The organism is Variovorax flavidus (assembly GCF_030317145.1).
Classification (GTDB): domain Bacteria; phylum Pseudomonadota; class Gammaproteobacteria; order Burkholderiales; family Burkholderiaceae_C; genus Variovorax; species Variovorax flavidus.
On the sequence record NZ_JASZYE010000001.1, the window covers coordinates 301,126 to 327,584 of the forward strand.

General features: G+C 65.1%; 27 protein-coding genes. 11 read left to right on the forward strand and 16 right to left on the reverse strand.

Annotated elements, in window-relative coordinates; all coding sequences use genetic code 11:
* Positions 1 to 47: 47 nt before the first annotated feature.
* From QTH90_RS01445 to QTH90_RS01455, 3 genes are read left to right on the forward strand one after another with little or no spacing between them, the layout of a single operon-like run.
* The gene (locus tag QTH90_RS01445; RefSeq protein ID WP_286662761.1) at positions 48 to 1,037 is read left to right on the forward strand and encodes an asparaginase; all 990 of its coding nucleotides are present in this window, start codon (positions 48 to 50) and stop codon (positions 1,035 to 1,037) included.
* A 3-nt stretch (positions 1,038 to 1,040) separates the two neighbouring features.
* Positions 1,041 to 1,457, forward strand: coding sequence for a hypothetical protein (locus tag QTH90_RS01450; protein WP_286662762.1), 417 nt, complete (start codon positions 1,041 to 1,043; stop codon positions 1,455 to 1,457).
* Positions 1,458 to 1,471: 14 nt separating this feature from the next.
* Positions 1,472 to 1,945 (forward strand): DUF6152 family protein, encoded by a 474-nt coding sequence (locus QTH90_RS01455; protein WP_286662763.1) that lies wholly within the window; start codon positions 1,472 to 1,474, stop codon positions 1,943 to 1,945.
* On the opposite strand, the gene adk is transcribed toward QTH90_RS01455, so the two are convergent.
* The 6 genes from adk to QTH90_RS01485 all read right to left on the reverse strand — a co-directional run bounded on the left by adk (position 1,946) and on the right by QTH90_RS01485 (position 5,704).
* Positions 1,946 to 2,602, reverse strand: coding sequence for an adenylate kinase (gene adk, locus QTH90_RS01460; RefSeq protein WP_286662764.1), 657 nt, complete (start codon positions 2,600 to 2,602; stop codon positions 1,946 to 1,948).
* 125 nt (positions 2,603 to 2,727) lie between these two features.
* The gene (gene kdsB / locus QTH90_RS01465; protein WP_286662765.1) at positions 2,728 to 3,498 is read right to left on the reverse strand and encodes a 3-deoxy-manno-octulosonate cytidylyltransferase; all 771 of its coding nucleotides are present in this window, start codon (positions 3,496 to 3,498) and stop codon (positions 2,728 to 2,730) included.
* Positions 3,495 to 3,677 (reverse strand): Trm112 family protein, encoded by a 183-nt coding sequence (locus tag QTH90_RS01470; protein ID WP_286566403.1) that lies wholly within the window; start codon positions 3,675 to 3,677, stop codon positions 3,495 to 3,497. Before QTH90_RS01470 ends, kdsB begins: the two co-directional genes overlap by 4 nt.
* Positions 3,658 to 4,605 carry a tetraacyldisaccharide 4'-kinase gene (lpxK, locus tag QTH90_RS01475; protein ID WP_286664440.1) on the reverse strand — a complete coding sequence of 316 codons (948 nt, stop codon included), beginning with the start codon at positions 4,603 to 4,605 and terminating at the stop codon, positions 3,658 to 3,660. The genes QTH90_RS01470 and lpxK overlap by 20 nt, the downstream gene beginning before the upstream one ends.
* Positions 4,606 to 4,643: 38 nt before the next feature.
* Complete coding sequence (locus QTH90_RS01480; RefSeq protein WP_286664441.1) at positions 4,644 to 5,069, reverse strand: ExbD/TolR family protein; 426 nt, start codon at positions 5,067 to 5,069, stop codon at positions 4,644 to 4,646.
* 2 nt (positions 5,070 to 5,071) lie between these two features.
* A complete protein-coding gene (locus QTH90_RS01485; protein WP_286599285.1) occupies positions 5,072 to 5,704 on the reverse strand; it encodes a MotA/TolQ/ExbB proton channel family protein in 633 nt (210 codons plus the stop codon).
* Positions 5,705 to 6,016: 312 nt separating this feature from the next.
* On the opposite strand from QTH90_RS01485, the gene xseA reads away from it, so the two are divergent.
* Together xseA and QTH90_RS01495 are read left to right on the forward strand one after the other, a co-directional pair.
* A complete protein-coding gene (gene xseA / locus QTH90_RS01490) occupies positions 6,017 to 7,330 on the forward strand; it encodes an exodeoxyribonuclease VII large subunit (RefSeq protein ID WP_286662766.1) in 1,314 nt (437 codons plus the stop codon).
* A gap of 47 nt (positions 7,331 to 7,377) precedes the next feature.
* Positions 7,378 to 7,959, forward strand: a complete 582-nt coding sequence (locus QTH90_RS01495) for a superoxide dismutase (protein ID WP_286662767.1) — start codon at positions 7,378 to 7,380, stop codon at positions 7,957 to 7,959.
* Between the two features lie 70 nt (positions 7,960 to 8,029).
* On the opposite strand, the gene QTH90_RS01500 is transcribed toward QTH90_RS01495, so the two are convergent.
* Positions 8,030 to 8,482, reverse strand: a complete 453-nt coding sequence (locus QTH90_RS01500) for a DUF192 domain-containing protein (RefSeq protein ID WP_286662768.1) — start codon at positions 8,480 to 8,482, stop codon at positions 8,030 to 8,032.
* A 188-nt stretch (positions 8,483 to 8,670) separates the two neighbouring features.
* A complete protein-coding gene (locus QTH90_RS01505; protein ID WP_286662769.1) occupies positions 8,671 to 8,988 on the reverse strand; it encodes a cell envelope biogenesis protein TolA in 318 nt (105 codons plus the stop codon).
* A gap of 192 nt (positions 8,989 to 9,180) precedes the next feature.
* Here QTH90_RS01505 and icd point away from each other — a divergent pair, with 192 nt between their 5' ends.
* The 6 genes from icd (at position 9,181) to QTH90_RS01535 (ending at position 17,021) form a co-directional block, all read left to right on the forward strand.
* A complete protein-coding gene (icd, locus tag QTH90_RS01510; protein ID WP_286662770.1) occupies positions 9,181 to 10,440 on the forward strand; it encodes an NADP-dependent isocitrate dehydrogenase in 1,260 nt (419 codons plus the stop codon).
* A gap of 237 nt (positions 10,441 to 10,677) precedes the next feature.
* Complete coding sequence (clpS, locus tag QTH90_RS01515) at positions 10,678 to 11,037, forward strand: ATP-dependent Clp protease adapter ClpS (RefSeq protein ID WP_286566361.1); 360 nt, start codon at positions 10,678 to 10,680, stop codon at positions 11,035 to 11,037.
* 54 nt (positions 11,038 to 11,091) lie between these two features.
* Positions 11,092 to 13,413 (forward strand): ATP-dependent Clp protease ATP-binding subunit ClpA, encoded by a 2,322-nt coding sequence (gene clpA / locus QTH90_RS01520; protein ID WP_286662771.1) that lies wholly within the window; start codon positions 11,092 to 11,094, stop codon positions 13,411 to 13,413.
* 164 nt (positions 13,414 to 13,577) lie between these two features.
* Positions 13,578 to 15,035, forward strand: coding sequence for a cardiolipin synthase (gene cls / locus QTH90_RS01525; protein WP_286662772.1), 1,458 nt, complete (start codon positions 13,578 to 13,580; stop codon positions 15,033 to 15,035).
* Between the two features lie 2 nt (positions 15,036 to 15,037).
* Positions 15,038 to 16,480: an exodeoxyribonuclease I gene (sbcB, locus tag QTH90_RS01530; protein ID WP_286662773.1), complete on the forward strand. Its 1,443-nt coding sequence runs from the start codon at positions 15,038 to 15,040 to the stop codon at positions 16,478 to 16,480.
* A gap of 13 nt (positions 16,481 to 16,493) precedes the next feature.
* Complete coding sequence (locus tag QTH90_RS01535; protein WP_286662774.1) at positions 16,494 to 17,021, forward strand: GNAT family N-acetyltransferase; 528 nt, start codon at positions 16,494 to 16,496, stop codon at positions 17,019 to 17,021.
* Positions 17,022 to 17,033: 12 nt separating this feature from the next.
* On the opposite strand, the gene QTH90_RS01540 is transcribed toward QTH90_RS01535, so the two are convergent.
* From QTH90_RS01540 to QTH90_RS01575, 8 genes are all read right to left on the reverse strand, one after another.
* Positions 17,034 to 18,314, reverse strand: coding sequence for an amidohydrolase family protein (locus QTH90_RS01540; RefSeq protein WP_286662775.1), 1,281 nt, complete (start codon positions 18,312 to 18,314; stop codon positions 17,034 to 17,036).
* Positions 18,314 to 19,237 carry an ABC transporter permease gene (locus QTH90_RS01545; RefSeq protein ID WP_286662776.1) on the reverse strand — a complete coding sequence of 308 codons (924 nt, stop codon included), beginning with the start codon at positions 19,235 to 19,237 and terminating at the stop codon, positions 18,314 to 18,316. Before QTH90_RS01545 ends, QTH90_RS01540 begins: the two co-directional genes overlap by 1 nt.
* Positions 19,234 to 20,295, reverse strand: a complete 1,062-nt coding sequence (locus QTH90_RS01550; protein WP_286662777.1) for an ABC transporter permease — start codon at positions 20,293 to 20,295, stop codon at positions 19,234 to 19,236. Before QTH90_RS01550 ends, QTH90_RS01545 begins: the two co-directional genes overlap by 4 nt.
* On the reverse strand, positions 20,292 to 21,821 hold the full coding sequence (locus tag QTH90_RS01555; protein ID WP_286662778.1) for an ABC transporter ATP-binding protein: 1,530 nt from the start codon (positions 21,819 to 21,821) through the stop codon (positions 20,292 to 20,294). Before QTH90_RS01555 ends, QTH90_RS01550 begins: the two co-directional genes overlap by 4 nt.
* A 23-nt stretch (positions 21,822 to 21,844) precedes the next feature.
* Positions 21,845 to 22,846, reverse strand: a complete 1,002-nt coding sequence (locus QTH90_RS01560; protein ID WP_286662779.1) for a BMP family protein — start codon at positions 22,844 to 22,846, stop codon at positions 21,845 to 21,847.
* 153 nt (positions 22,847 to 22,999) lie between these two features.
* Positions 23,000 to 23,629, reverse strand: coding sequence for a uracil phosphoribosyltransferase (upp, locus tag QTH90_RS01565; protein ID WP_286598958.1), 630 nt, complete (start codon positions 23,627 to 23,629; stop codon positions 23,000 to 23,002).
* Between the two features lie 54 nt (positions 23,630 to 23,683).
* A complete protein-coding gene (locus QTH90_RS01570) occupies positions 23,684 to 25,093 on the reverse strand; it encodes a URC4/urg3 family protein (protein ID WP_286662780.1) in 1,410 nt (469 codons plus the stop codon).
* Positions 25,090 to 26,451, reverse strand: a complete 1,362-nt coding sequence (locus QTH90_RS01575) for a GTP cyclohydrolase II (RefSeq protein WP_286662781.1) — start codon at positions 26,449 to 26,451, stop codon at positions 25,090 to 25,092. Before QTH90_RS01575 ends, QTH90_RS01570 begins: the two co-directional genes overlap by 4 nt.
* Between the last annotated feature and the right edge of the window lie 8 nt (positions 26,452 to 26,459).

The window sequence follows — 26,459 nt, forward strand, 5'->3', positions numbered from 1 at the left end:
ATATCCAGTACCTGTATTTTTAACCAGTTTCTGGAAGTTGGCAAGCGATGGCCGAAAGCATTGGAAAAGGCGGGCGCCGCGTGATCGTCCTGGGCACGGGGGGCACGATCGCGGGCCGCGCTTCGGCCGCAGGCGACAACATCGGTTACACCGCCGGCGAAGTGGGCGTGGCAGAACTGCTGGGCGGCATCGAGCCGCCACCGGGAATTTCATTGCTGGCGGAGCAGGTGGCGCAGATCGACAGCAAGGACATGTCCTTTGCCATCTGGCAGGCGCTTGCTCTGCGCTGTGCGCACTGGCTCGCAGAGCCCGGCGTGGCAGGCATTGTCATCACCCATGGCACCGACACCCTCGAAGAGACGGCTTTCTTCCTCCAGTCGGTGCTGGCCCCGTCGAAGCCTGTGGTGCTGACCTGCGCCATGCGGCCCGCCACCGCGCTGGCGCCTGACGGCCCCCAGAATGTGCGGGATGCCATCGTCGTGGCATCGACGCCAGGCGCGCAAGGGGTTGTCGCCGTTTGTGCAGGCACGGTGCACAGCGCATTCGATGTTCAGAAGGTCCACACATACAGGCTCGATGCATTCGACTCGGGTGATGCGGGGCCGGTGGCGTACGTGGAGGAAGGGGCACTTCGGGAAATCAGAAACTGGCCGACGCCGGCAGGCGTCGCAAGTCACGCCTTCGAGCGAATGGCGGGGGCCACGTCATGGCCTCGCGTGGAAATACTGATGAGCCATGCCGAGGCGCGGGGCGAGATCGTGGATGCGCTGCTGCTGGAGCGCAAGCACAGCGGCGGCGCGAACTCAGTCCAGGGGCTCGTGCTTGCTGCAACGGGGAACGGCACGTTGCACCACGCGCTCGAAGGTGCCGCGCTGCGTGCGCAAGCCGAGGGTGTGGCGGTGGTCCGTGCGACGCGGTGCTCGCAGGGGCACATCCTCCCAAGGCCAAAGGAAGTCTTGCGCGACGCGGGAGCCCTCACGCCGGTCAAGGCGCGCATTGCACTGATGCTGGAACTGCTGTCCGAGCGCCGTGCCTGAATCATGTTCGGCGCGCTGCAATCGACTCCCTGGGCCTATCCGGCGCTGGAGGTCGTGCACATCGTCGGGATCGCGCTACTGGTGGGAAATCTGGTCGCGCTCGAAATGCGCGTTTTCGGACGCGTCGCCATCCTGCCCGTGCGTGGCCTCGCCAAGCTGTCGTTGACCATTGCCTTGTCCGGCTTCGCGCTGGCGGCGGTCAGTGGATCCTTGATGTTCGCCATGCAGCCGGCGGAGTTGCTCGCCAACCAGGCATTCCTGATCAAGATGGGGTTGCTGCTGGTGGCCGGCTGCAACGCCGTGTGGTTTCATGCGCGTGGCTCGTTGCTCAAACTCGATCTGATGGCGCGGGTACAGATGTTGTCGTCCACTGCGATCTGGCTGGCCGTGATCTTCTGCGGCCGGTGGATCGCCTACTGAAAGGAGCTTTCAGCATGAAACGTCGCAGCTTCCTATGGGCCGCCGCCTCGACTGCCGTCGCGGTGCCGCCAGCCTGGGCGCACCACGGCTGGAGCAGCTTTGATCAGGAACGCCCGATCTACCTGGAGGGCCGTGTCGTGAGCGCGCGTTGGCAGAACCCGCATGCCGAATTGATGATCGAGTTGCCCCCCGATCTCAAAGTGCCGGCGGACCTCGCCAAGCGCCCGTTGCCCGCACAGAGTGCGCCAGTCGACGGCCCGGGCCTGCTTGCCAAGGCGACCGTGCCTCGCCGGAACGATCGCCAATGGGAACTCGAACTGGCGCCGCTCACGCGCATGGAGGCCTGGAAAGTCCAGGAGATCAAGCCCGGCACCCGCGTCTCCGCCGTGGGCTTCACTTCCAAGGACGAGAAGGGGGATGCCGTGATGCGCGTCGAGTACCTGTTCGTCGACGGCAAGGTCTACGGGCTGCGATCCAGCCCGGCCTGATCAGCTACTCAGCGCCGCGAACGCCCGCTGGGTAATTTCGTCGACGGTGCCGACACCGCTGATGGCACGGTATTTCGGCGCGGCGGAGGCATCGGCCTTTGCCCAGTCGGAGTAGTAGTCGACCAGCGGCCGGGTCTGTTGGCTGTAGACCTCGAGGCGCTTGCGCACGGTCTCTTCCTTGTCGTCTTCCCGCTGGATCAGGTCTTCGCCGGTGAGGTCGTCCTTGCCGTCGGCCTTCGGCGGATTGAACTTCACGTGATAGATGCGCCCCGACGCCGGATGCGAGCGGCGGCCGCTCATGCGTTCGATGATGTCGGAGAAGGGCACGTCGATCTCGAGCACGTAGTCGAGCTTGACGCCGGCCGCGCGCATGGCTTCTGCTTGCGGAATGGTGCGGGGAAAGCCGTCGAAGAGAAAGCCCTGGGCACAATCCGGCAGCCCGATGCGTTCCTTGACGAGGTTGATGATCAGGTCGTCGCTCACAAGGGCGCCCGATGCCATGACGGCTTGGGCCTGAAGCCCGAGCGGCGTACCGGCCTTGACGGCGGCGCGCAGCATGTCACCGGTGGAAATCTGGGGAATGCCGTACTTCTGGCAAATGAAGGCCGCCTGCGTGCCTTTGCCTGCCCCGGGGGCGCCCAACAAAATCAGTCTCATGGTGTCCTCGGAAGGTTCTTTGATTTTCTGTCACGCCATGGACGCCCCGAGGGTCGCCACAGGGCGGAGTTGCTTCGAGGATAGCATGCGCTCCGAAGGCATTCGGGCCTGGGCGCGGGCTGAAACTAGGCTGCTGCGAGCAATGCGCGAACGCGGGCGAGGTCTTCCGGCGTGTCGATGCCGGGCCCGGGCGCGTGCGAACTGACGTGCACGGCGATCCGGTGGCCATGCCATAGTGCGCGGAGTTGTTCCAGGGCTTCGGTCGCCTCGATGGGCGCCGGCGGCAGATCGGGAAACGCGCGGACAAAGCCGGCGCGATAGCCGTAGATGCCGATGTGCCGTAGGGCTGGCGGCGAGGTCGGCACGGCTTTCAAGCCCTTTTCCGCGAAGCCGTCGCGCCACCAGGGGATCGGCGCGCGGCTGAAATAGAGCGCGTTGCCGTTCGCGTCGAGCACCGTCTTCACGACATTCGGGTTGGCAAACTCTTCGGGCGAATCGATCGCGTGTGCGGCCGTGCTCATGGCGGCGTCCGGATGTTCCGCCAGCGTTTGCGCCACGGCGTCGATCAGGCCGGGCTCTATCAGCGGTTCGTCGCCTTGCACGTTCACGATGATCGCCTCGTCTGCGAGCCCAAGCTGCGTGCAGGCTTCGGCGAGCCGATCACTGCCGCTGGCGTGATCGGTGCGGGTGAGCAGCACCTGGACGCCGTGCGCCTCGCACGCGGCCACGATGCGGGGATCGTCGCCCGCCACCACGACGCGCTCGGCGCCGGATTCCATGGCGCGCTGGGCAACCCGCACCACCATCGGCAGGCCTGCGATGTCGGCCAGGGGCTTGTCGGGCAGACGCGTCGAAGCGAGCCGCGCGGGGATCAGGACGGTGAAGGATGTGTTCAAAGGCCCAACTCTTCGTCAGTGAGCGTGCGCGCTTCGGTTTCGAGCAGCACCGGAATGCCGTCGCGCACGGGGTAGGCCAGGCGGGCGCTGCGCGACGAAAGCTCCTGCTTTTCGGCGTTCCAGGTGAGCGGCCCCTTGGTCACGGGGCAGACGAGCAGTTCAAGCAGCTTGGTGTCCATCAAGCGATGATAGCTTTGCATCGAGCGCAGCGAAGAAGGCGGCGGAGGGTTCGAAGACCAGCGGCACAGCCAGGGCATCGGGTGCCTTGCGCCACAGTTTCAGTGCGTCTTTTTCGGTGCAGAGCAAGGTCCGGCTGCTCTCCGCAGGCAGCGACCAGTCCTCGAAATCGTGATGGTCGGGCAGTGCAATGCATCGCGTCGGAACCAGGGATCGTTCTTGCAGCATCCGGAAGAAGGCTTCGGGCTTCGCGATAGCGGCGACGGCAACGAGTTCTTGGTCGATCAGCGTTTCGAGCGGCACCCGTGCGCCGTCGCGGCGCAATGCGTAGTCGGCAAGCGTTTTTCGCACGGTGAAGCCGTCGAACGCGGGCTGCGTGCCCGTATGGATCACCAGATCGCAGTGGCGCGGCCAGTGTTCACGCAACATGCCCGCCGGCAGCAGCCAGCCATTGCCCACACCGCGATCGTCGAAGACGCAGATCTCGATATCGCGTGCGAGCGCAAGGTGCTGGAGTCCATCGTCGCTCACGATGACCTGAATGTCTGGATACCGAGCGAGCAGTGCGCGAGCCGCTTCGATTCGCTTTCGTGCGACGAAGACGGGTGCCTGGGTCGAGTGGCGGATCAGCGCGGGCTCATCGCCCACTTCGCGCGGATCGGAATCATCGAGCACCTCGCGGCAATCGTCGGTCGCTCTCCCATAGCCGCGAGACACGACGCCGACCTTGATTCCTCGAGCCTGGAGATGCCGGACGATTGCCATCACGACAGGCGTCTTGCCGGATCCACCTGCGATGACGTTGCCGACGACAACGACGGGCACGGGAACCCGCTCGGTTCGCAGCAGCCCTATTCGATAGAGCGTGCGCCGGATGCCGGCCAGCGCGCCGAACAGCAATGACAGCGGCCACAGCAGCCGCGCCAGCATGCCGCGTTGCAGCCAGGCCTGGCGCAACGACGCCAAGGCTAGCGTCCCGCCTGCGCGGCCGACTGCGTGGCGAAAGTGATCTGCACGAGGCCGGCCCGGCGGGCCGCTTCCATCACCGTGATCACGGACTGATGGGCGGCATTGGCGTCGGCGCTGATGATCACGACGTTGTCCCTGGCGCCGCCGGAAGCTGCCGCCAGCGCCGCGGCGACCGCTTCGACGCTGCGGTCCGGCAGCACGTTCTTGTTGATCGAGTAGCGGCCGTCGGCGGACACGGCGACGATCACTTCCTTCGGGTAGTCCCGCTGCGCTTCCACATCGGCCACCGGAAGCCGCAACTGCATTTCGGTGAACTTGCTGTAGGTGGTCGACAGCATCAGGAAGATCAGCACGACCAGCAGCACATCGATGAAGGGGATCAGGTTGATCTCCGGTTCATCGCGCGAACCGTGGCGGAAATGCATTCTCATCGGCGTAGCGTGTTCAGGTGGCGCGCAAAGCGTTCGCCGGCCAGTTCGAGGTTCAGCAGGTACTCGTCAACGCGGCTGCGGAAGTAGCGCCAGAAGATCAGCGCCGGAATCGCGATGATGAGCCCGAAGGCGGTGTTGTAGAGCGCAATCGAGATGCCGTGGGCAAGCTGGGCAGGATTGCCCGAGCCGACCGCGCCGTTCGATGGCGACTGCGAGCCGAAGATCTCGATCATGCCGATCACGGTGCCAAGCAACCCGAGCAGGGGAGCAGCGGATGCAATGGTCGCCAGCGCGGGCAGGTAGCGTTCGAGCCGATGGGCCACGACCCGTCCGGCCGCCTCCATGGAGACGCGCAGGTCGTCTTCGCTCGACAGCGGGTTGGTGTTGAGGGCGCGGAAGCCGGCGGCCAGCACCTCGCCGAGCCCGGAATTCTTTTCGAGTTTGGTCACCACATCCGGGCCGGGAATCGAAGTGCGCGACACCGTGATGGCTTCGTCGAGCAACTTGGGGGGCAAGACCCTGGAGGTCTTCAAGCTGGTGAATCTCTCGATGACGAGCGCCAGCCCGATCACCGAACAAGCGAGCAGCGGCCAGATTGGCCAACCCGCAGCAACTATGATGGAAAACAAGAATTCCTCCGGCCCATGGACTGCAAATGCGCGGCGATTATCCACCGAGCCGGCATGCCTTCCCGACCTGTCTTTCACGTAGGCGAAGACGCACACAATCTGTGGATAACTTTGTGATTAACACGCGGAGCAACGCGCCCGGAGCCGCACCGGCTGGGCGTTTCATTGGTTAGACCGAAAATTGAGCAGCACTTTTCTCAATCAAATCAATAACTTGCACGAGGACTTGCGCTCCTGCTGCACACCTTGGGGCCGTTGTGGCGTCCATGGTGCCCCTTGTGGACGAATCGTTGCCCGCAAAGCGATCCCGGCATGAACGAACGTGAGCAAACACCTGCGTCGGGAGGCCGAGTCTGGGCCGTTGGCGCGCTGTGCCGCGCGGTCGCGGATGCGCTGGATGCGCGCTTCAACCCCGTCACCGTTCGAGGGGAAATCTCCGGCTTTTCCCGCGCCGCGAGCGGCCACTGCTACTTCGCGCTGAAGGATGAGTTCGGCCAGTTGCGATGCGCCATGTTCCGGCGCGCGGCGAGTCTTCTCGATTTTTCGCCCCGCGACGGCGATCAGGTCGAGGTGCGGGGCCGGCTGGCTGTCTACGAGCCGCGCGGCGACCTGCAACTGGTCGTCGAGAGCCTGCGCCGGGCCGGTCAGGGCGCATTGTTCGAGCAATTCATGCAGCGCAAGGCGCGGCTGGAGGCGGAAGGGCTCTTCGACAGCGCGCGCAAGCGACCGCTGCCGGCGATGCCGCGCTCCATCGGGCTGGTGACTTCGCTCGGTGCGGCGGCGCTGCATGACGTTGTGACCGCCCTGCGTCGGCGGGTGCCGCATATTCCGGTGGTGGTCGCGCCGGCCGCGGTGCAGGGCGCCAACGCGGCGGCCGAACTGGCGGGCGCGCTGCAGTCGCTGTACCGGCTGGAGCCGCAGGTCGACGTCATCCTGCTGGTGCGCGGCGGCGGATCCATCGAGGATCTGTGGTCGTTCAATGACGAACAACTGGCGCGCACCATCGTGCAGAGCCCGGTGCCGGTGATCAGCGGCGTCGGCCACGAGACGGATTTCACCATTGCCGACTTTTGCGCCGACGTGCGAGCGCCGACGCCGACCGCTGCTGCCGAACTCGTCGCGGCGCCCCGGGACTTGTGGCTCGGCGCGCTTGAACTTCTGGACGATCGGCTGCGCGAATCGATCGCGGCGCGCGTCGATGCGTCGAATCAGCGCCTTGACGTCGCAGCCGGCCGACTCGGACGTCCGTCGACGCTGGTGGGGCGGCAGAAACTCCGACTCGCCCACAACGCGCAACGCTTGCACTACGCCGTCGTATCCCGAACGGGGCGCTTCGCGCAAACCCAGCATCTGCTGCAAGCCGAGTTGCCGCAGAGGTTTCGTGCGGCGTTCGCCCGACAGCACGAGCGCCTCGATCGGGCTGGGCTGCGGCTGCAATTGCTCGATCCTGCGCTGGTGCTTCAGCGTGGCTATGCGTGGCTCACCAATGCGGATGGCCATGCCGTCACCAGCGTGCAGAGTCTGGCGGCCGGCGACGACGTGCATGCGCGCCTTGCCGACGGCACGGTCGACCTCAAGGTGACGCAATCGGGGACAAAGGGAACACGTCCGACGCCCGGCACGTAATTCCTTTCTAGAATCGGCCATCCCACAACCAACCCGCGAGATAAAACATGGAACACGTTCTTCCGCCTCTGCCATACCCGTTGGACGCGCTGGCACCCGAGTATTCGAAGGAAACGCTCGAATATCACTACGGCAAGCACCACAATGCCTACGTCGTGAACCTGAACAACCTGCAAAAGGGCACCGAGTTCGAGAACATGACGCTCGAGGAGATCGTCAAGAAGTCCAGCGGCGGCATCTACAACAATGCGGCCCAGATCTGGAATCACACCTTCTTCTGGAACTGCATGAAGCCCGCCGGCGGCGGCGAGCCCACCGGAGCGATGGCCAAGGCGATCGATGCCAAGTGGGGCAGCTTTGCTGCGTTCAAGGAAGCATTCGTGAAATCGGCCGTGGGCAACTTCGGCTCCGGCTGGACGTGGCTGGTGAAGAAGGCCGACGGCTCCGTGGACATCGTCAACACCGGCGCGGCTGGCACGCCGCTGACGACCGACGACAAGGCGCTCCTGACGGTCGACGTCTGGGAGCATGCCTATTACATCGACTACCGCAACCTGCGCCCCAAGTACGTCGAGACCTTCCTTGCGAAACTGGTGAACTGGGACTTCGCGGCGAAGAACTTCGGTTGATCTGAGTCTTCCCCCATGAAAAAGCCGACCCTTGGGTCGGCTTTTTGCTTCTCCAGAGGGCTTGGCGGCTTCAGCGCCGACCTGCGAAGAGTTCGCCGCCGAGTTTGCTGCCTTCCTTGATGTTCTTGCGGGCGAACCACCCCTGGTTCATCTCCAGAACGAAGCGAACCGGCTCCTTGGAGCAATGCGAATCCTCGGACATGGGCTTCATGTCCACCAGATTCACGATCCGCCCGTCGTCCGCCACGAACGCCGCGGTCAGCGGGAGCAGGGTGTTCTTCATCCAGAAGCACTGCGTCGCCGGCTGCTCGAAGACGAAGATCATGCCTTCGGCCTGGGGCATTTCCTTGCGGAACATCAGCCCGATCTGGCGCTGCTCGGGGGTCTGTGCAATCTGTGCATCAATTTGATACATCCCGGCAGAGAGCTTGGTACGCTGGAGATTGTTTTGCGGCTCTTGGGCCTGCGCGAAAGTCAGCAATGCGGCGGATAGCGCCAAAAAGGTGAAAAAACGCTGGAACATGGGTCGACTTTCAGGACGGCAACACAAACAAGAATGCCCGCGGATGCGGGCATGGCCAATTGGCCTCGGAGCTTACCTCTTATTCCGGGGAATTACCTGTACGGCGCCTGACCGACCGATGGAGTGCGAGCGGAGAGGCGAAAAAAAAGCGTTCCGGAGAACGCTTTTCCATTAACCGAGCGGTTCACTCAGTTGGGCGTGCCGCCTTGCGGATTCATCTTGCGAACGCTGCCGTCCTTGTTGCGGCGGCGATCGCTGCGGGTGTTCGCGCGAGCTTGGCCTGCGGCGGTTGCCTTGTTCTGGGAGAGGCCACCGCTCGCTTCGGGCGTATTGGCCGTGTCGCCAGTCGGCTGACGCACTTCGCCTTGCGGCTTGGCGGCGCGGCGCTCGACAGCGCGTTGCTGGGGCTTGGTGTTGGTCTGGGGGGCGGCTTCTTGCGAGGTGCCTTGTGCGAATGCGCCAGCTGCGAACAGGCCGGCCATCATGACTGCGAGAACTTTGCTCATTACGGATTCCTCAATGGAAATGGTTGAAAACGCCTCCCGGCCAGCAGAAGGTCAGTCAACAACGGAGCCAATACGGCTGTGGTTGACAGATCCCTTCAGGCTCCTCCGGTTGCGTCTAAAATTCTAAGGCTATTCAGGCGGCTGGAAACGTAGTGTCTTCCAGCCTTCATTTCTTCCGGAGTCCTTGTTCTCATGTCCAGCTATCAGCACATCAAAGTCCCGGCCGAAGGTCAGAAGATCACGGTTAACGCTGACAACTCGCTGAATGTGCCTGATCAGCCGATCATTCCGTTCATCGAGGGTGACGGCACCGGCCTCGACATCACGCCCGTGATGCTCAAGGTCGTGGACGCCGCGGTGGCCAAGGCGTATGGCGGCAAGAAGAAGATTCACTGGATGGAGGTCTATGCCGGCGAGAAATCGACCAAGGTCTACGGCCCCGACGTCTGGCTGCCCGAAGAAACGCTCCACGCCGTCCGCGACTTCGTGGTTTCCATCAAGGGGCCGCTGACGACGCCCGTCGGCGGCGGCATCCGCTCGCTGAACGTCGCGCTGCGCCAGGAACTCGACCTGTACGTCTGCCTGCGGCCCATCCAGTACTTCGAAGGCGTGCCCAGTCCCGTGAAGGAGCCGCAAAAAACCAACATGGTGATCTTCCGCGAGAACTCGGAAGACATCTACGCCGGCATCGAGTTCGAAGCCGAGAGCGACAAGGCGAAGAAACTCATCAAGTTCCTGCAGGACGAATTCGGCGTCAAGAAGATCCGCTTTCCCAACACTTCGGGCATCGGCATCAAGCCCGTGTCGCGCGAAGGCACCGAGCGCCTGGTTCGCAAGGCGATCCAATACGCCATCGACAACGACAAGCCCAGCGTCACGATCGTGCACAAGGGCAACATCATGAAGTTCACCGAAGGCGGCTTCCGCGACTGGGCCTACGGCCTGGCAGCCAAGGAATTCGGCGCCGAACTGATCGATGGCGGCCCTTGGATGAAGCTCAAGAACCCCAAGACGGGCAAAGAAATTACCGTCAAGGATTCGATCGCTGATGCATTCCTGCAACAGATCCTGCTGCGTCCGGCCGAATACAGCGTCATCGCCACCCTGAATCTCAATGGCGACTACGTGTCCGACGCCCTGGCCGCGCAGGTCGGCGGCATCGGCATCGCTCCCGGCGCGAACCTGAGCGACACCGTCGCCATGTTCGAAGCCACCCACGGCACCGCCCCGAAGTACGCCGGCAAGGACTACGTGAATCCGGGTTCCGAAATCCTTTCCGCCGAAATGATGCTGCGCCACATGGGCTGGATCGAGGCAGCCAACCTGATCATCAGTTCGATGGAGAAATCCATTGTCAGCAAGAAGGTCACCTACGACTTCGCGCGCCTGATGGAAGGCGCGACCCAGGTGAGCTGCTCGGGCTTCGGCCAAGTGATGATCGACAACATGTAAACCGTTGCGCGGGGTGTCTTCGGACCCCTTCCCAGCAAAGCCCCGAGCCGCAACGCGCCGGGGCTTTTTTGTTGCATATCTTGCGCGCGAGGACCGGCATGCAGAGGGTGGAAGGCACGCAGATTGCATGTGTCGACCATGCAGTTCCAGCCCCATCCGCCTTGAATGTCACAAAGCTGCCTCCAGTTGTGTCACTACGGCAAGTGCAACACGCGGCTGCTCTATAAAATGATTTTCATGGCTACCAGAATCCCTTCGACCCCCAAGACGCCGCCGGCTACGAAGCCGAGGCGGGACGACGGCGATGCGGTCGTTCTCGAACGGCGGCCGCAGAAGACCGCGCCGCCCCAGATGTTCCAGGTCGTGATGCTGAACGACGACTACACGCCGATGGAGTTCGTGATCGTCGTGATCCAGGAGTTCTTCAACAAGGACCGGGAAACCGCCACGCAGATCATGCTCAAGATCCATCTCGACGGTCGTGGCGTGTGCGGGGTCTATTCCCGCGACATGGCGGCGACCAAGGTCAATCAGGTGATGGAAGCGGCCCATCAGGCCGGGCACCCGTTGCAATGCGTCAGTGAACCGGTTGAATAAATCGCGCTCCAACCCATCTGAGAAATTATTTACAGCAAGGCAAAAGGAAATCACATGATTGCCCAGGAACTGGAAGTCAGCTTGCACATGGCTTTTGTCGAAGCCAGGCAGCAGCGCCACGAGTTCATCACGGTGGAGCACCTGCTGCTCGCTTTGCTGGACAACCCGAGTGCCGCAGAGGTTCTGCGCGCCTGCTCGGCGAACGTCGACGACCTGCGCGCGTCGCTCACCAACTTCATCAAGGACAACACGCCCCAGGTGGCGGGTACCGACGATGTCGACACCCAGCCCACGCTGGGTTTCCAGCGCGTGATCCAGCGCGCCATCATGCATGTGCAATCCACCGGCAACGGCAAGAAGGAAGTCACCGGCGCCAACGTGCTGGTCGCGATCTTCGGTGAAAAGGATTCGCATGCTGTCTACTACCTGCATCAGCAGGGAGTGACCCGGCTCGACGTGGTGAACTTCATCGCGCACGGCATCAAGAAGAGCGATCCGCCGGAAGCCGCAAAGGGCAACAACGACGCGTCGTCGGGCGAAGGCGAAGAGGGTGGCGGCGAGAAGAACGAGAAGTCTTCTCCGCTGGAGCAGTTCACCCAGAACCTCAACCAGCTTGCCAAGGAAGGCAAGATCGATCCGCTCATCGGCCGCGAGTACGAGGTCGAGCGCGTCATCCAGATCCTGTGCCGCCGCCGCAAGAACAACCCGCTGCTGGTGGGCGAGGCGGGCGTGGGCAAGACCGCGATCGCAGAAGGCCTCGCATGGCGCATCACGCAGAACGACGTGCCGGAGATCCTGGCCGAATCCAACGTGTACTCGCTCGACATGGGCGCGCTGCTCGCCGGCACCAAGTACCGCGGTGATTTCGAGCAACGCCTGAAGGGCGTCCTCAAGTCGCTCAAGGACAAGCCGAACGCGATCCTGTTCATCGACGAAATCCACACCCTGATCGGCGCCGGCGCCGCTTCGGGCGGCACGCTCGACGCGTCCAACCTGCTGAAGCCGGCGCTCTCGAGCGGCCAGCTCAAGTGCATCGGTGCCACCACGTTCACCGAATACCGCGGCATCTTCGAAAAGGATGCGGCCCTGTCGCGTCGCTTCCAGAAGGTCGACGTGGTCGAGCCGACGGTGCAGGAAACGGTCGACATCCTGAAGGGCCTGAAGTCGCGCTTCGAGGAGCACCATGGCGTGAAGTACGGCGTGGCCGCACTGCAGGCCGCCGCCGAACTGAGCGCCAAGTACATCAATGACCGTCACCTGCCCGACAAGGCGATCGACGTGATCGATGAAGCCGGTGCCGCCCAGCGCATCCTGCCTGCGAACAAGCGCAAGAAGACCATCAGCAAGACCGAGGTCGAGGAAATCGTCGCGAAGATTGCGCGCATTCCCCCGGCCAACGTGTCCAACGACGACCGCGGCAAGCTGCAGACGATCGAGCGCGACCTCAAGAGCGTCGTGTTCGGCCAGGACAAGGCCCTCGAAGTGCTCGCTTCGGCAGTGAAGATGGCGCGTTCGGGCCTCGGTCGCGAAGACAAGCCGATCGGCTCGTTCCTGTTCAGCGGCCCGACGGGCGTCGGCAAGACCGAAGCGGCCAAGCAGCTCGCCTACATCATGGGCATCGAGCTGATCCGCTTCGACATGTCGGAGTACATGGAGCGCCATGCGGTAAGCCGCCTGATCGGCGCGCCTCCGGGCTACGTTGGTTTCGACCAGGGCGGTCTGCTGACCGAAGCGATCACGAAGAAGCCGCACGCGGTGCTGCTGCTCGACGAAATCGAGAAGGCGCACCCGGACATCTTCAACGTGCTGCTGCAGGTGATGGACCACGGCACCCTGACGGACAACAACGGACGCAAGGCCGACTTCCGCAACGTGATCATCGTGATGACCACCAATGCGGGTGCCGAGACCATGAACAAGGCGACGATCGGCTTCACCAACCCGCGTCAGGCGGGCGACGAAATGGCCGACATCAAGCGCCTGTTCACGCCGGAGTTCCGCAACCGCCTGGACGCGACGGTGAGCTTCAAGGCGCTCGACGAGCAGATCATCCTGCGCGTGGTGGACAAGTTCCTCCTGCAACTGGAGACGCAGCTTGCCGAGAAGAAGGTCGACGTCACGTTCACCGATGCGCTGCGCAAGCACCTCGCGAAGAAGGGCTTCGATCCGCTGATGGGCGCACGCCCGATGCAACGCCTGATCCAGGACACGATCCGTCGTGCCTTGGCCGACGAACTGCTCTTCGGTCGCCTGCAGGAAGGTGGTCGCCTGACCGTCGATTTGGACGACAAGGAAGAAGTGCAGCTTGACATCCAGCCAGTGGCCAAGAAGGAAGGCAAGGCGAAGCCGGAAGCCGAGGAAGCGGCGACAGGGTAACTGGCTAACCCCCAGTCTTGCCCACTTCGTGTGGCCGCCCACCCCCTTGCAGGGGGCAATACCTGCGGACCGGCGGAGCCGGATCCGCGGTATTTCTGGCGTGTGAATAAAGGTCGGTAGCATTGGGCTATCGGCCTTTTTCTTTTTCAGGATCCTTTTCGCCCTTGATCGTCCCCGAGCTCAGCCAGGAATGGAAGACCGGCCTCTCCCTTGCGTGGAGCGGCTACATCGCGGTGCTTTCCGTCTGGATCGTGATGCAGAAGCGCGCGCCGGTGTCGACGATGAGCTGGATCCTCTCGCTGGCGCTGCTGCCGTTCGCCGGATTTGTCATCTATTACTTCCTGGGGCCTCAGCGGCTGAAGAAGCAGCGCCTCAAGCGCTTGCGCAGCCGCGCGAACGCGCAGTCGGCGGCGGATCTCGCGATTCTGCGGGATGCGGCCGAGCAGGCGCCGCCTGCACTGAGCCAGATGGCCGCGTTGGGTACGGCGTCCTGCGGCTTGCCGGTGTCGAGCGCGACTTCGGCCGAGCTGCTTTCGGGTGGCGCGCGCACCTTCGATGCCATCTTCGAGGCCATCCGCGATGCGCGCGACCACGTGCACCTCGAGTACTACATCTTCGAGCCGGACCAGATCGGGACCGCGCTGCGTGATCTGCTGATCGAACGTGCGCGCGAAGGTGTCGCGGTCCGGCTGTTGCTCGACGCGCTGGGTTCCAAGCGCGTTGGCCGCAAGTTCATGGCGCCGATGCACGCGGCGGGCATCCATGTCGCGCTCTTCCATGACACGCGCATCGGCCGGCGCCTGCGGCCGGTCACCAACTACCGCACCCACCGCAAGATCGTCGTGTGCGATGGCCGCGTGGGCTTCACCGGCGGCGTCAACATCACCGACGAGGAAGACTCCCGTACACGCGACGATGCGTACCACGACGTTCATCTCCGGATCGAAGGGAGCGCGGTGCGCTGGCTGCAGACCACGTTCCTCGAGGACTGGACCTACGCGACCGGCGAAGACCCGCGCCAGATCGACCGGACCATGGCGCGCCTGCTGCCGCGTCTTCCCGCTCACGAGGGCGTGGGGGAGATACCGGTGCAGATCGTCACGAGCGGACCCGACAACCTTCTGGAGCCCATCCATCGCATGCACCTGGCGGCGATCCAGTCGTCCGTGCATAGAGCCTGGCTCACCACACCGTATTTCGTGCCGGGCGAGCCCGCACTGATGGCGCTCACGAGTGCCGCCTTGCGAGGCGTCGACGTGCGGCTCCTCGTGCCACGGCGAAGCGATTCGCTGATCGTCAGCGCGGCGGCCCGCTCTTATTACGACGAACTGATCGCGGCCGGCGTCCAGGTGTGGGAGTACAAGGCGCGCATGCTCCATTCGAAGACCTTGGTCGTCGATGACAACTGCGCGATGATCGGCACCGCCAATTTCGACAACCGCAGCTTCCGGCTCAACTTCGAAGTCTGCGCCGCGATCTACGGTCCAGTCCTCGCCAGGCCGCTCGTCGCGCAATTCGAGACCGATCTTCGCAGTGCGTCGCCGATCCGGGGCCAGCGGCACCAGAGTTTCCTGCGCCGCCTCGGCGATTCGTTCGCACGCCTGTTTTCCCCCTTGCTTTGACAATGCCCCCTCACACTTTCCTCTGGCACGACTACGAAACCTTCGGTGCCGTGCCGCGCCGCGACAGGCCTTCACAATTCGCCGCCATCCGCACCGACGCCGAACTCAACGAGATCGGCGAGCCGCTGATGATCTATTGCAAGCCGGCGCCCGACTACCTGCCGAGCCCGGAGGCCTGCCTCATCACCGGCATCACGCCGCAGCAATGCCTGGAGCGCGGCATCTCGGAGCACGAATTCGCAGCACAGATCGAACGGGCGTTCTCGCAGCCGGGCACCATCGGCGTGGGCTACAACACGATCCGCTTCGACGACGAAGTCACGCGCTTCCTGTTCTGGCGCAATCTCATCGATCCGTACGCGCGCGAATGGCAGAACGACTGCGGCCGCTGGGACTTGCTCGACGTGGTGCGGCTCACCTATGCGCTGCGTCCCGACGGCATCGAATGGCCGAAGAAGGCGGACGGCAGCCAGAGCTTCAAGCTCGAGGATCTGGCGCGCGCCAACGGGCTGCTCCACGAGGCCGCCCACGATGCGTTGTCGGACGTGCGCGCCACCATCGCATTGGCGCGGCTCATTCGCGACAAGCAGCCCAAGCTCTTCGACTTCGCGTTCGTGCTGCATCGGAAGGATCGTGTCGCCTCCGAACTCGGGTTGCCCGCCACGCGCGACTCTGCACGGCCGTTCCTGCACGTCTCCGGAATGTTTCCGGTCGAACGCGGCTGCCTGGCCGTCATGTGGCCACTGGCGAGCCATCCCTCCAACAAGAACGAGCTGCTCGCCTGGGACCTGGCCCACGACCCGAGCGAGCTGCGCGATCTCGACGTGGCGACGCTGCGCTTGCGCCTCTTCACGCGCACCGCCGACTTGCCCGAAGGCGTCGCGCGCCTGCCGGTGAAGGGTGTGCACCTGAACAAATCGCCGATGGTGGTGGGCAATCTCAAGACGCTTTCGCCGGTCATGGCCGCGCGCTGGGGCATCGACGTGGAGGCCGCGCTGCGCAACGCTCAACTGGCGGCCGCGCTGCCCGACATGAGCGCGATCTGGCCGCAGGTCTACGAACGACCGCGAGAAGGCACACCGGACGTCGATGAAGATCTCTACGGCGGATTCGTCGGCAACGGTGATCGGCGACGACTGACCCAACTGCGCAGTCTGCCGCCGACCCAGCTTGCGCAGGCACGTACCGGCTTCGACGATCCGCGGCTCGAAGAGCTGTTGTTCCGCTACCGCGCGCGCAACTTCGTCGAGACGCTCAACGACGACGAGGCCGAGCGCTGGGAAGCGCACCGCGTCGCGCGACTGCTCGAAGGCGAGGGCGGGGCGCGCAATGTCGACGAATTGTTTGCAGAGATCGACACGCTGGCCGAGACCGCGGACGAGCGCGCGGAGCAGATTCTCGGCGCGCTGTACGAGTATGCGGAAGCCATTGCACCGTCTATCTGAACCGGAACCCCCGATGTCGTCCACCTTCGCGCGCCGCCTGGCGCCTGCCGATGCCGCTGCCTACCGTGCGCTGATGCTCGAAGGCTACGAGCGGCATCCCGATGCATTCACCTCCAGTGCGGAGGAGCGCGCGGCGTTGCCGCTGTCATGGTGGGAGTCGCGGCTCGACGTGTCGCCGCAGGCCGGCCAGATCGTCCTGGGTGCTTTCGATGGCGATCGGCTCGTCGGTGCCGCCGGTCTCCAGTTCGAGTCGCGCGGAAAAGCGCGGCACAAGGCCAACCTGTTCGGCATGTATGTCGCGCCTTCGGCCCGGCAGGGCGGCTTGGGGCGGATGCTCGTGCAGGCCGCGCTGGCGCAAGCTGCCTCGCGTGAAGGGGTCAAGGTCGTCCAACTGACCGTGACCGAAGGCAATGCCGCCGCGCAGACACTCTACGAACATTGCGGATTCGTGTCCTTCGGCGTGGAACCTTTCGCTGTTGCGCTGGGCTCGGCCTACCTTTCGAAGGTTCACATGTGGTGCCGGGTGGGATCGTTGGGCTGAAGCCCTGCATCCTCAGTCGCGCGGGATCATCCAGCCGGTCTCCGCCGCGCGGCCGGGCAGGTGGAGCGCCGCCGTGGCGGCAGGCGTCTCCGCCAACAGCCGGCCTTTGCGATACACCTTGAGCCGTGTCGCGCGCAGGCGGATGGCCTCCACCGGATCGCGCGCCTGCAGCAGCACGAAGCTCGCATCGCAGCCGGCTTGGAGCCCGTAGCCCTCGAGGTGAAACACCTTGGCCGCGTTGACGGTGACTGCGTCGAAGCACTGGCGGATGCCGTCCTGGCTGGTCATCTGCGCCACGTGCAATCCCATGTGCGCCACTTCGAGCATGTCGCCCGAGCCCATGCCGTACCAGGGGTCCATCACGCAGTCGTGGCCGAAGGCGACGTTCACGCCTGCGGCCATCAGTTCGGGCACACGCGTCATGCCACGGCGCTTGGGGTAGGTGTCGTGGCGGCCTTGCAGCGTGATGTTGATGAGCGGATTCGACACCACGCCGACGCCGCTTTCGGCGATGAGCGGCAGCAGCTTGCTCACGTAGTAGTTGTCCATCGAATGCATCGACGTGCAGTGAGAGCCCGTCACCCGACCCTGCATTCCGAGGCGCTGCGCCTCGAAGGCCAGCGTCTCGATGTGGCGCGACAGCGGATCGTCCGATTCGTCGCAGTGCATGTCGACCAGCTTGCCGCGCTCGGCCGCGATCTCGCACAGCAGCTTCACGCTCGCGGCGCCGTCGGCCATCGTGCGCTCGAAGTGCGGAATGCCGCCGACCACGTCCACGCCCTTGTCGAGGGCGCGCTTGAGGTTCTCCACGCCACCCGGCGAGCGCAGCACGCCATCCTGCGGAAAAGCAACGAGCTGAAGGTCGAGGTAGGGCGCCACGCGACGCTTGACCTCCAGCAGCGCATCGACCGCAAGCAGGCTGGGGTCGCTTGTGTCGACATGGCTGCGGATCGCGAGCAGTCCCTTGGCGACCGCCCAGTCGCAGTACGCCAGTGCACGCTGGATCAATGCCTCGGCCGTCAGCATCGGCTTGAGCTCGCCCCAGAGCGCGATGCCCTCCAGCAGCGTGCCGCTTTCGTTGACTCGTGGCAGGCCGTAGCTGAGCGTGGCATCCATGTGGAAATGCGGGTCGATGAAATGCGGCGTGACGAGGAATCCATGCGCATCGAGCTTTTCCGCGGCCGGTGCGTCGAGCCCGGCCGTCACTTCCTCGATGCGGCCGTCCCGCACGGCGATCGACATGCCAGCGCGACCGTCGGGGAGGGTGGCGTTGTGTACGAGGAGGTCGAGCATCACCTCTCTCCTTTTCGATAGGGTTTCATGAGCGCCTGTGGGTAGCTTGCCTTGCGCGCCACCAATACCAGCGCGAGGATGGACAGGAGGTAGGGCAGCATCAGGTAGATCTGATAGGGCAGCACGGCGTCGCCAGATTGCTGCAATCGCAATTGCAGCGCATCGAAGAAGGCGAACAGCAACGCGCCCAGCAGTGCCTTGCCGGGCCGCCAGGACGCGAACACCACCAGCGCCACGCAGATCCATCCGCGGCCGTTGATCATGTTGAAGAAGAATGCGTTGAAGGCCGACAGCGTGAGGAAGGACCCTGCCACGCCCATCAGTGCCGAGCCCGCGACGATCGCACCGGTGCGCGTCGCAGCGACCGAGACCCCCTGGCCCTCGGCCGCTTGCGGGTTTTCGCCGACCATGCGCACGGCAAGTCCGACGGGTGTGCGGTAGAGGACATACGCCATCACCGGCACCATCAGCAACGCCAGGAGCGTGAGCGGAGTCTGCGCATCGAGTACCGGAATGTGCAGCCACTCCATCGGTGCGAAGGGCGTGACCGTGGGGGGTGTGTTGACTTTCGGAAAACTCACGCGATAGCCGTAGTAGCTCAGCGCCGTCGCCAGCAGCGTGATGCCCAGCCCGGACACATGCTGCGAGAGCGCCAGCCCGACGGTGAGAAAGGCATGCAGCAGTCCGAAGACCGCGCCGGTCAGCGCAGCCACGCCGACGCCGAGCCACAGAGGCGCACCCGCGTACACCGCCAGCCAGCCCGCAAAGGCTCCCGCGACCATGATCCCCTCGATGCCGAGATTCAGCACGCCGGCACGCTCGCACAGCAGCACGCCGAGCGTGCCGAAGATCAAGGGCGTGGCAATGCGCAGCACCGCCACCCAGAACGAGGCATTCGAAAGAATGTCCGCGACGTCGCTCATTTCAGCCGAACCCGGTACTGCGTGAGCAGGGTCGCGACGAGCACAGCGATCAGCGAGGCCGCCACGATCACGTCCGCGATGTACGTGGGCACGCCGATCGCTCGGCTCATGGTGTCGGCCCCGACCAGCACGCCCGCCACGAACACGGCCGCCGCCAGCACGCCCAGGGGATGCAGCCCGGCCAGCATCGCGATCACGATGCCGCTGTAGCCGTAGCCCGGGGACATGTCGAGGGTGACGTAGCTCGTGCGGCCGGCCACCTCGATCGCGCCCGCCAGCCCGGCCAGCGCACCCGAGAGCAAGGCCACCAGCACCACGGTGCGCGTGACGGGAACGCCCGCGAAGGCCGCGGCGCGCGCGTTCGCGCCCACCGCGCGGATGTCGAAGCCGATCACCGTGTACTTGAACAGCGCCCACACGATCACCGACAGTGCGCCGGCCCACAGCAGTCCGGTGTGCACACGCGTCTGCGCGATGAGCTTGCCGAGTTCGAGCTCCGACTGCAGCGACACGCTCTGCGGCCAGCCCATCGCCGTCGGGTCCTTCATCGGCCCGTCGAGCATGGCCGAGACGCCGAGCAGCACGATGAAGTTGATCAGCAGCGTGGTCACCACTTCGTCGACGCCCAGCTTGTTCTTCATCAGCGCCGGGCCCAGCAGCAGCAGGGCGCCTGCAGTCGCTGCGGCCAGCATCATCAGCGGATACAGCAGCCAGAGCGGCAGCTCGAAACCCGTCCCGCCATGCATGCCGCCCACGGCCACGGCGGCGAGCGCGCCTGCGTAGAGCTGCCCTTCGGCGCCGATGTTGAAGAGCCGCGCCTTGAAGGCAACAGTCGCGGCCAGCCCCGTCAGGATGAGCGGGATGGCACGAGTGAGGGTTTCGCTCCAGGCAAACACCGAGCCGAAGCCACCTTGCAAGAGCAGTGCGTAAGTGCGGCCCACCGGCGCGCCGGCCCACAGCACGAGCAGCGCGCTGACCAGCAAGGTGAACGCGACCGCGCCGATCGGCGCGAGCACCAATGCCGCACGCGATGCGCCATGGCGACGCTCCAGCCTCATGTCTTCGCGCCTGCCATGGCCAGGCCGATCGCCTCGCGGGTCCACGCCGACGCAGCGCGCGGCTCGCCCAACTGGCCCCCGTGCATCACGGCGACGCGATCGCCCAGCGTCAACACTTCGTCGAGGTCGTCCGAAATCAGCAGCACCGCCGCGCCGGCGTCACGCGCCGCGACCAGTTGCTGCTGCACGTAAGCCACCGCACCGATGTCCAGCCCCCAGGTCGGCTGGTGCGCGACGATGAGCCGTGGAATGCGGCGCTGCGCGGGCGCGGATGCCGGCGCAAGCAGCGCCCGCCCGAGAATGAGCTTCTGCATGTTGCCGCCTGAGAGCGCGCGTGCGGGCGATTCCAGCCCGGCGCCGCGCACGTCGTAGGCCTTCTCCACGCTGCGCGCATGCGCCTTCGCCGCGCCGCGCCGAACCCAGAGCCAGCGCGAGAACGCCCGGCTGCGCAGCCGCTCCGAAACGGCGTTCTCCCACACCGGCAGATCACCCACCACGCCGACCGCATGCCGGTCTTCGGGGATGCGCGCCACGCCGCGTTGCACCAGCCGGGCCGGCGAGGCGGGCAGCTCGCGCCCCATCAGCGTGACCGTGCCTGCAATCGCGCGCCGCGTGCCGCTCAGCAACTCCGCCAGCGCCACCTGCCCGTTGCCGGAGACACCCGCAATGGCGGTGATCTCGCCGGCCTTGAGGGTGAGTGTCACGTCCTGCAGCCGATCGTGTCCGCCGCCGGCGGTCCTCACGTGGTCCAGCACGCAGACCGCATCCCCGACCCGCGAGGCGGGACGCCGCACCGTGCCTTCGATCGCGTGCCCGACCATCCACAGCGCCAGTTGCGCCTGCGTGGTGTCGCCGGTGCGCGCCTCGGCCACCAGCCTGCCGCCGCGCAGCACGGCGACGCGGTGCGATACGCGCAGCACCTCGGCCAGCTTGTGGCTGATGAAGATGATCGACAGGCCCTGCGCCACCATCTGCGCCAGCGTGTGAAACAGCGCCTCGCTCTCCTGCGGCGTGAGCACGGCCGTGGGTTCGTCGAGGATCAGGATGCGCGCATCGCGGTAAAGCGCCTTGAGGATCTCCACGCGTTGACGCTCGCCGACGGACAAGCTGCCTACCAGCGCATCCGGCTGCACCGGCAGTCCGAAGCGCTGTGCCACGTCAAGCAGCTTGGCGCGTGCCGTGCTGCGGCGCGAGAAGGGCTGCCACAGCGACTCCGTGCCCATCAACACGTTGTCCAGCACGCTGAGGTTGTCGGCCAGCGTGAAATGCTGGTGCACCATGCCGATGCCTGCGGCCAGCGCCGCCTTCGGATTGCCTGGTGCGAGCGGCCGGCCGAACACGTCGATGCTGCCTTCGTCGGCCACGTAGTGCCCGAACAGGATGGACATCAGCGTCGACTTGCCCGCGCCGTTCTCGCCGAGCAGCGCCAGCACCTCGCCCGCCTGCAGGTCGAGCGAGATGCCGTCATTGGCCACCAGTGCGCCGAAGCGCTTGGTGATGCCGCGCAGCGCGAGGACTTGGGCCAAGAAGTGCTACTTGGGCGTGGACTTCACTTCGCGGTGGATTTGGGCTGGCTGTCGTCCACTTTCACGGTGAACTTGCCCGACAGGATGTCCGCCTGCTTCGCCTTGACCTTGGCGGCGATGTCGGCCGGCACCTTGCTCTCGAAAGTGCCCAACGGCGCCAACTCGGAGCCCTTGTGCTTCATCATCGAATACTGGCCGTAGTCCTCGGCGGTGAACTTGCCTTCCTTGACCAATTTGATCGCGCGGTCGGCCGAAGGCTCGAAGTTCCAGAGTGCGGAGGCAACCACCGTGTCCGGGTACTTGTCCTGCGTGTTGATCACGTTGCCGATCGCGAGCTTGCCTTTTTCCTTGGCCGCGTCGCTCACGCCGAAGCGCTCGGCGTAGAGGACGTCTACGCCCTTGTCGATCATCGCGAAAGCCGCTTCCTTGGCCTTCGGCGGGTCGAACCAGCTGTTGATGAAGCTCACGCTGAACTCCACCTTCGGGTTCACTTCCTTGGCGCCGGCCATGAAGGCGTTCATCAGGCGATTCACCTCCGGGATAGGGAAGCCGCCGACCATGCCGATCTTGTTCGTCTTGGTCATGCCTCCGGCGACCATGCCCGAGAGATAGGCCGGCTCCTGGATGTAGTTGTCGAACACCGAGAAGTTCGGCGCCTGCGGCTTGAGCGACGATCCCATCAGGAAGGCCGTCTTCGGAAAGTCCTTCGCGACCTTGCGCGCCGCCGCTTCGACGCCGAACACCTCGCCCAGGATCAGCTGGTTGCCCGCCGTCGCGTACTCGCGCATCACGCGCTCGTAGTCGGCGTTGGCAACGTTCTCGGTCGCCGTGTATTCGATCTCCCCACGCGCCTCTGCCGCCTTCAGCGCCTTGTGGATCCGCCCCACCCATTGCTGCTCGAAAGGCACGGTGTAGACCGCCGCCACCTTGAGCTTGGCCTGCGCCAGTGCGAGACCCGGCGCTCCCGCCGCGAACGCCGCGGCAATGGCAACCGAACGAATGATCAACTGACGGCGAACGATCACAGTGCTTCTCCTCAGGTTATGAATTCGTCAAGGCAAGAAAACAGGCGCGCCCATTCGTGAAATGCCGTGGAACCGGCTCCGCCGGGCCACAGGCGTTGCCCCCGGCAGGGGGAAGGCGAAGCGACACGAAGTGCGCGCAGCCTGGGGGCGAGTTCATTTCGTGCCAAAGATGCGGTCACCAGCGTCGCCGAGGCCCGGCAGGATGTAGCCATGGCTGTTCAACTCGCGGTCGATGGCGGCGGTGTAGATCGGCACATCCGGATGCGCGTCCTGCATCGTCTTCACGCCTTCGGGGCAGGTGAGCAGGCAGACGAACTTGATCGACTTCGGATTCAGTTCCTTCAGCCGCTCGACCGCCGCCACCGCCGAATTGCCGGTGGCCAGCATCGGATCGACCACGATCGCGTCGCGTTCCTCCATGCCGCCGGGCATCTTGAAGTAGTACTCCACCGCGGTCAGCGTCTTGGGATCGCGGTACAGCCCGATGTGGCCGACGCGCGCACCCGGGATCACGCTCAGCATGCCGTCGAGGATGCCGGTGCCCGCGCGCAGGATCGACACCAGCACCACCTTCTTGCCGTCGATGACCTTGGCGTTCATCGTCTCGAGCGGGGTCTCGATCTCGATGTCCTGCATCGCCATGTCGCGCGTGACCTCGTAGGCCATCAGCATGCTGATTTCGTTGAGGAGGCGCCGGAAGCTGTTGGTGCTGGCCTCCTTGCGGCGCATCAGCGTGAGCTTGTGCTGGACGAGGGGGTGGTCGACGAGGTGGACGTTGCTCATGGGTGGTCGAGAAGCGGCTGGGCGTTCTTGTCGTTGTGAAAAAGTGGGTGGAGTCTAGAAGACGGTGCCGTCGCTTTCGATGCGCAGGGGCGGCGCACCATCACGCAAGCGCTGTGCCATGACGCGCCCGGCAGCCCAGGTTCCGCCTTCGAGCACGCGCGCCAGGGGCAGGTCTTCCTCGCTCCGGCCGAGCACTTTGCGCACCCGGGGCGCCAGTTCGTCGAGCAGGGCGATGGTGAGAGCGCGCCATTCGACGATGAACTCGTCGCTCACCTTCCAGTCGCGCTGGAGAAAGGCTGGGTCCTTCGGCACGATCATCCCGCTGTCGATCAGCAGGCCGCCGTTGCGGTATTCGGGCAGCGCGGTCAGTGCTTCCAGATGGCGCACCTTGACACCCGCCCATTCGAAGGGCTCGAGCATCGAGTAGGTGAGCCACTGCGAGAGCTTGTGGAAGGGCATCCAGCCCCGGGTCAACCCCGGCCCCGGCACGCCGCTGTGTCGCCAGCAGTCGCCCAATGCGAGCGCCGGGTCGCCGGTGCTGATACCGCCGGGCGCGTCGCTGCCGTCGGCGGCGATGCTGTCGATCGCGTTGGAGGCCGGCCAGATGCCGGAGAGCGAATCGAGCAACAGTGACAGGATTTCGTGCGCCGTGACTTCGGCAGTCGGTGGCGCGGCCGGACCGTAAGGGCCGACCAACGCGTCGAACAGGCCGCCGGGCCGCCCCTCATCGCCAAAGACTTCGGGCTGTTCGCTCATCGCTTCGCCAAGCCGGCGCAGCAGCGTGGCGCGGCCCGTGAGCCCGACCAGGGGATTGACCGCGTTGACCTGGAAGGCATCGCCGAGCCGGTCAGTGACCAAGGCGCGCAGTCCGGCGGAGTCGGCCTGCAGCGGTTGCGCGGGATTCGACGAGAACAGGCCGCTCGTGAAGGCATGGAAGCTCGCGACGCCCAGCCCTTCTGAGCGCGTGAAGCGCTGGCCTGTAGCTGCCTCGATGTAGTGCCAGTCGGGGCCGGCGCCGGCGTCGAGCAGCACGCTCACCAGCACGAGGTCGATGTGCGCGCGGGCGCGCTGGCTGGCGGTCGCGTTGCCCAGCAGCTCGTCGAGCATCCTGACCCGGTTCACGCCGCCCGCTTCGAAGTGGCGCCAGCGGCTGTGGTACGGGATGGGGCTCCACGGGTAGCGATCGCGTGTCACCTCGGCCACCGTGCGCGCCGTGTCTTCCATGGCATCGTCCGCGCCGATCGTGAACCACTGCGATTCGCCCGCACGCGCGCGCGCCAGCAATGCCGCGGCGCGGCTGCGCACCGCCTGCGTCGTGCGCAAGTAGGCGGCAGCGCCAGCCGGGTGGTCGGTGTCCTGGACGAATTCGGCTGCCGGGTCGACATGCCCCTCGGGGTCGGCGCTGCGCACCGCAGGATTGGATGTGGGCCTGTCCGGGTCCAGCCCGTAGTTGTCCTTGCTCATTGATCAAGCCCCCGGCCCTTGGCCTTCTTGAGTTCCTCGGCGTCCGGCACGACGCCGGGCGTGAAGTAGCCGGCGGCCATCTTGGCGTCCATTTCGACGCGAGCGTCGGCGGGGATCAGCTCGTCGGGGATGTTCACGCGCGTTCCAATCTCGATGCCCGAGCCCGTGATGGCATCGAACTTCATGTTGCTCATCGACACCAGGCGGTGGATCTTGCGGATGCCGAGCCAGTGGAACACGTCGGGCATCAGCTCCTGGAAGCGCATGTCCTGCACGCCGGCCACGCATTCGGTGCGCGCGAAGTACTGGTCGGCGGTGTCCCCGCCCACCTGGCGCTTGCGCGCGTTGTAGACCAGGAACTTCGTCACCTCGCCGAGCGCACGGCCCTCCTTGCGCGAGTAGGCGATGAGCCCGACGCCGCCGCGCTGCGCGCCCTGGATGCACTCCTCGATGGCGTGCGTGAGATAGGGGCGGCAGGTGCAGATGTCGGAGCCGAACACGTCGGAGCCGTTGCACTCGTCATGGATGCGCGCCGTCAGTTCGACATCCGGGTTGGCGAGGTCGCGCGCGTTGCCGAAGATATACAGAGTCTGGCCGCCGATGGGCGGGAGAAACACCTCCAGGTCGGAGCGTGTCACGAGTTCGGGATACATGCCGCCGGTTTCCTCGAAGAGCACCCGGCGCAGGTCAGTCTCGGAGCAGCCGAAGCGCTTGGCGACCGCGGGCAGGTACCACACGGGCTCGATCGCGGCCTTGGTGACCATCGCCGCGCCGCCGGCCGTGAGGAACTTGCCGTCGGCCTTGAGCCGGCCCTTCTGCAAGGCCTCGATGACCTCGGGGAGGATCACATGCGCCTTGGTGATCGCGATGGTCGGCCGGATGTCGTAGCCGGCCGCGAGTTCGGCAGAGAACACGTCCGCCACCACGGCGCCCCACGGGTCGAGCGAGACGATCTTGCCGGGCTCGCTCCATTGCGGATAAGGGCCGATGGCATCGGTCGGCGCAGTATTGGTGAGGTCTGCCTTGTGGTGCGGCGACAGGGCGCCCGAGGCCACGGCCAGCGCGCGATACACACTGTAAGACCCGCTGTGCGTGCCGATCACGTTGCGATGCGCGCGCTTGGTCGTGGTGCCGACCACCGGCCCGCGCTCGGCTGGGGTGGCCGCGCCCCACTGGATCGGCAATGCGCCGAATCCGCCGGCGTGCGAGGTCAGGCGGATGTGGCTGCGTTGGGGGGATGAGCCGGGGTACACCGGCGAGATCGACACCGACTCGGGCGGCGCGACGTCAGGGGAGGGCTCGGGAGACGTGGGAGAAAGCGATGGAGAGGATGGAGTCGGAACGGTGTCAACAGACATTGCAGGCC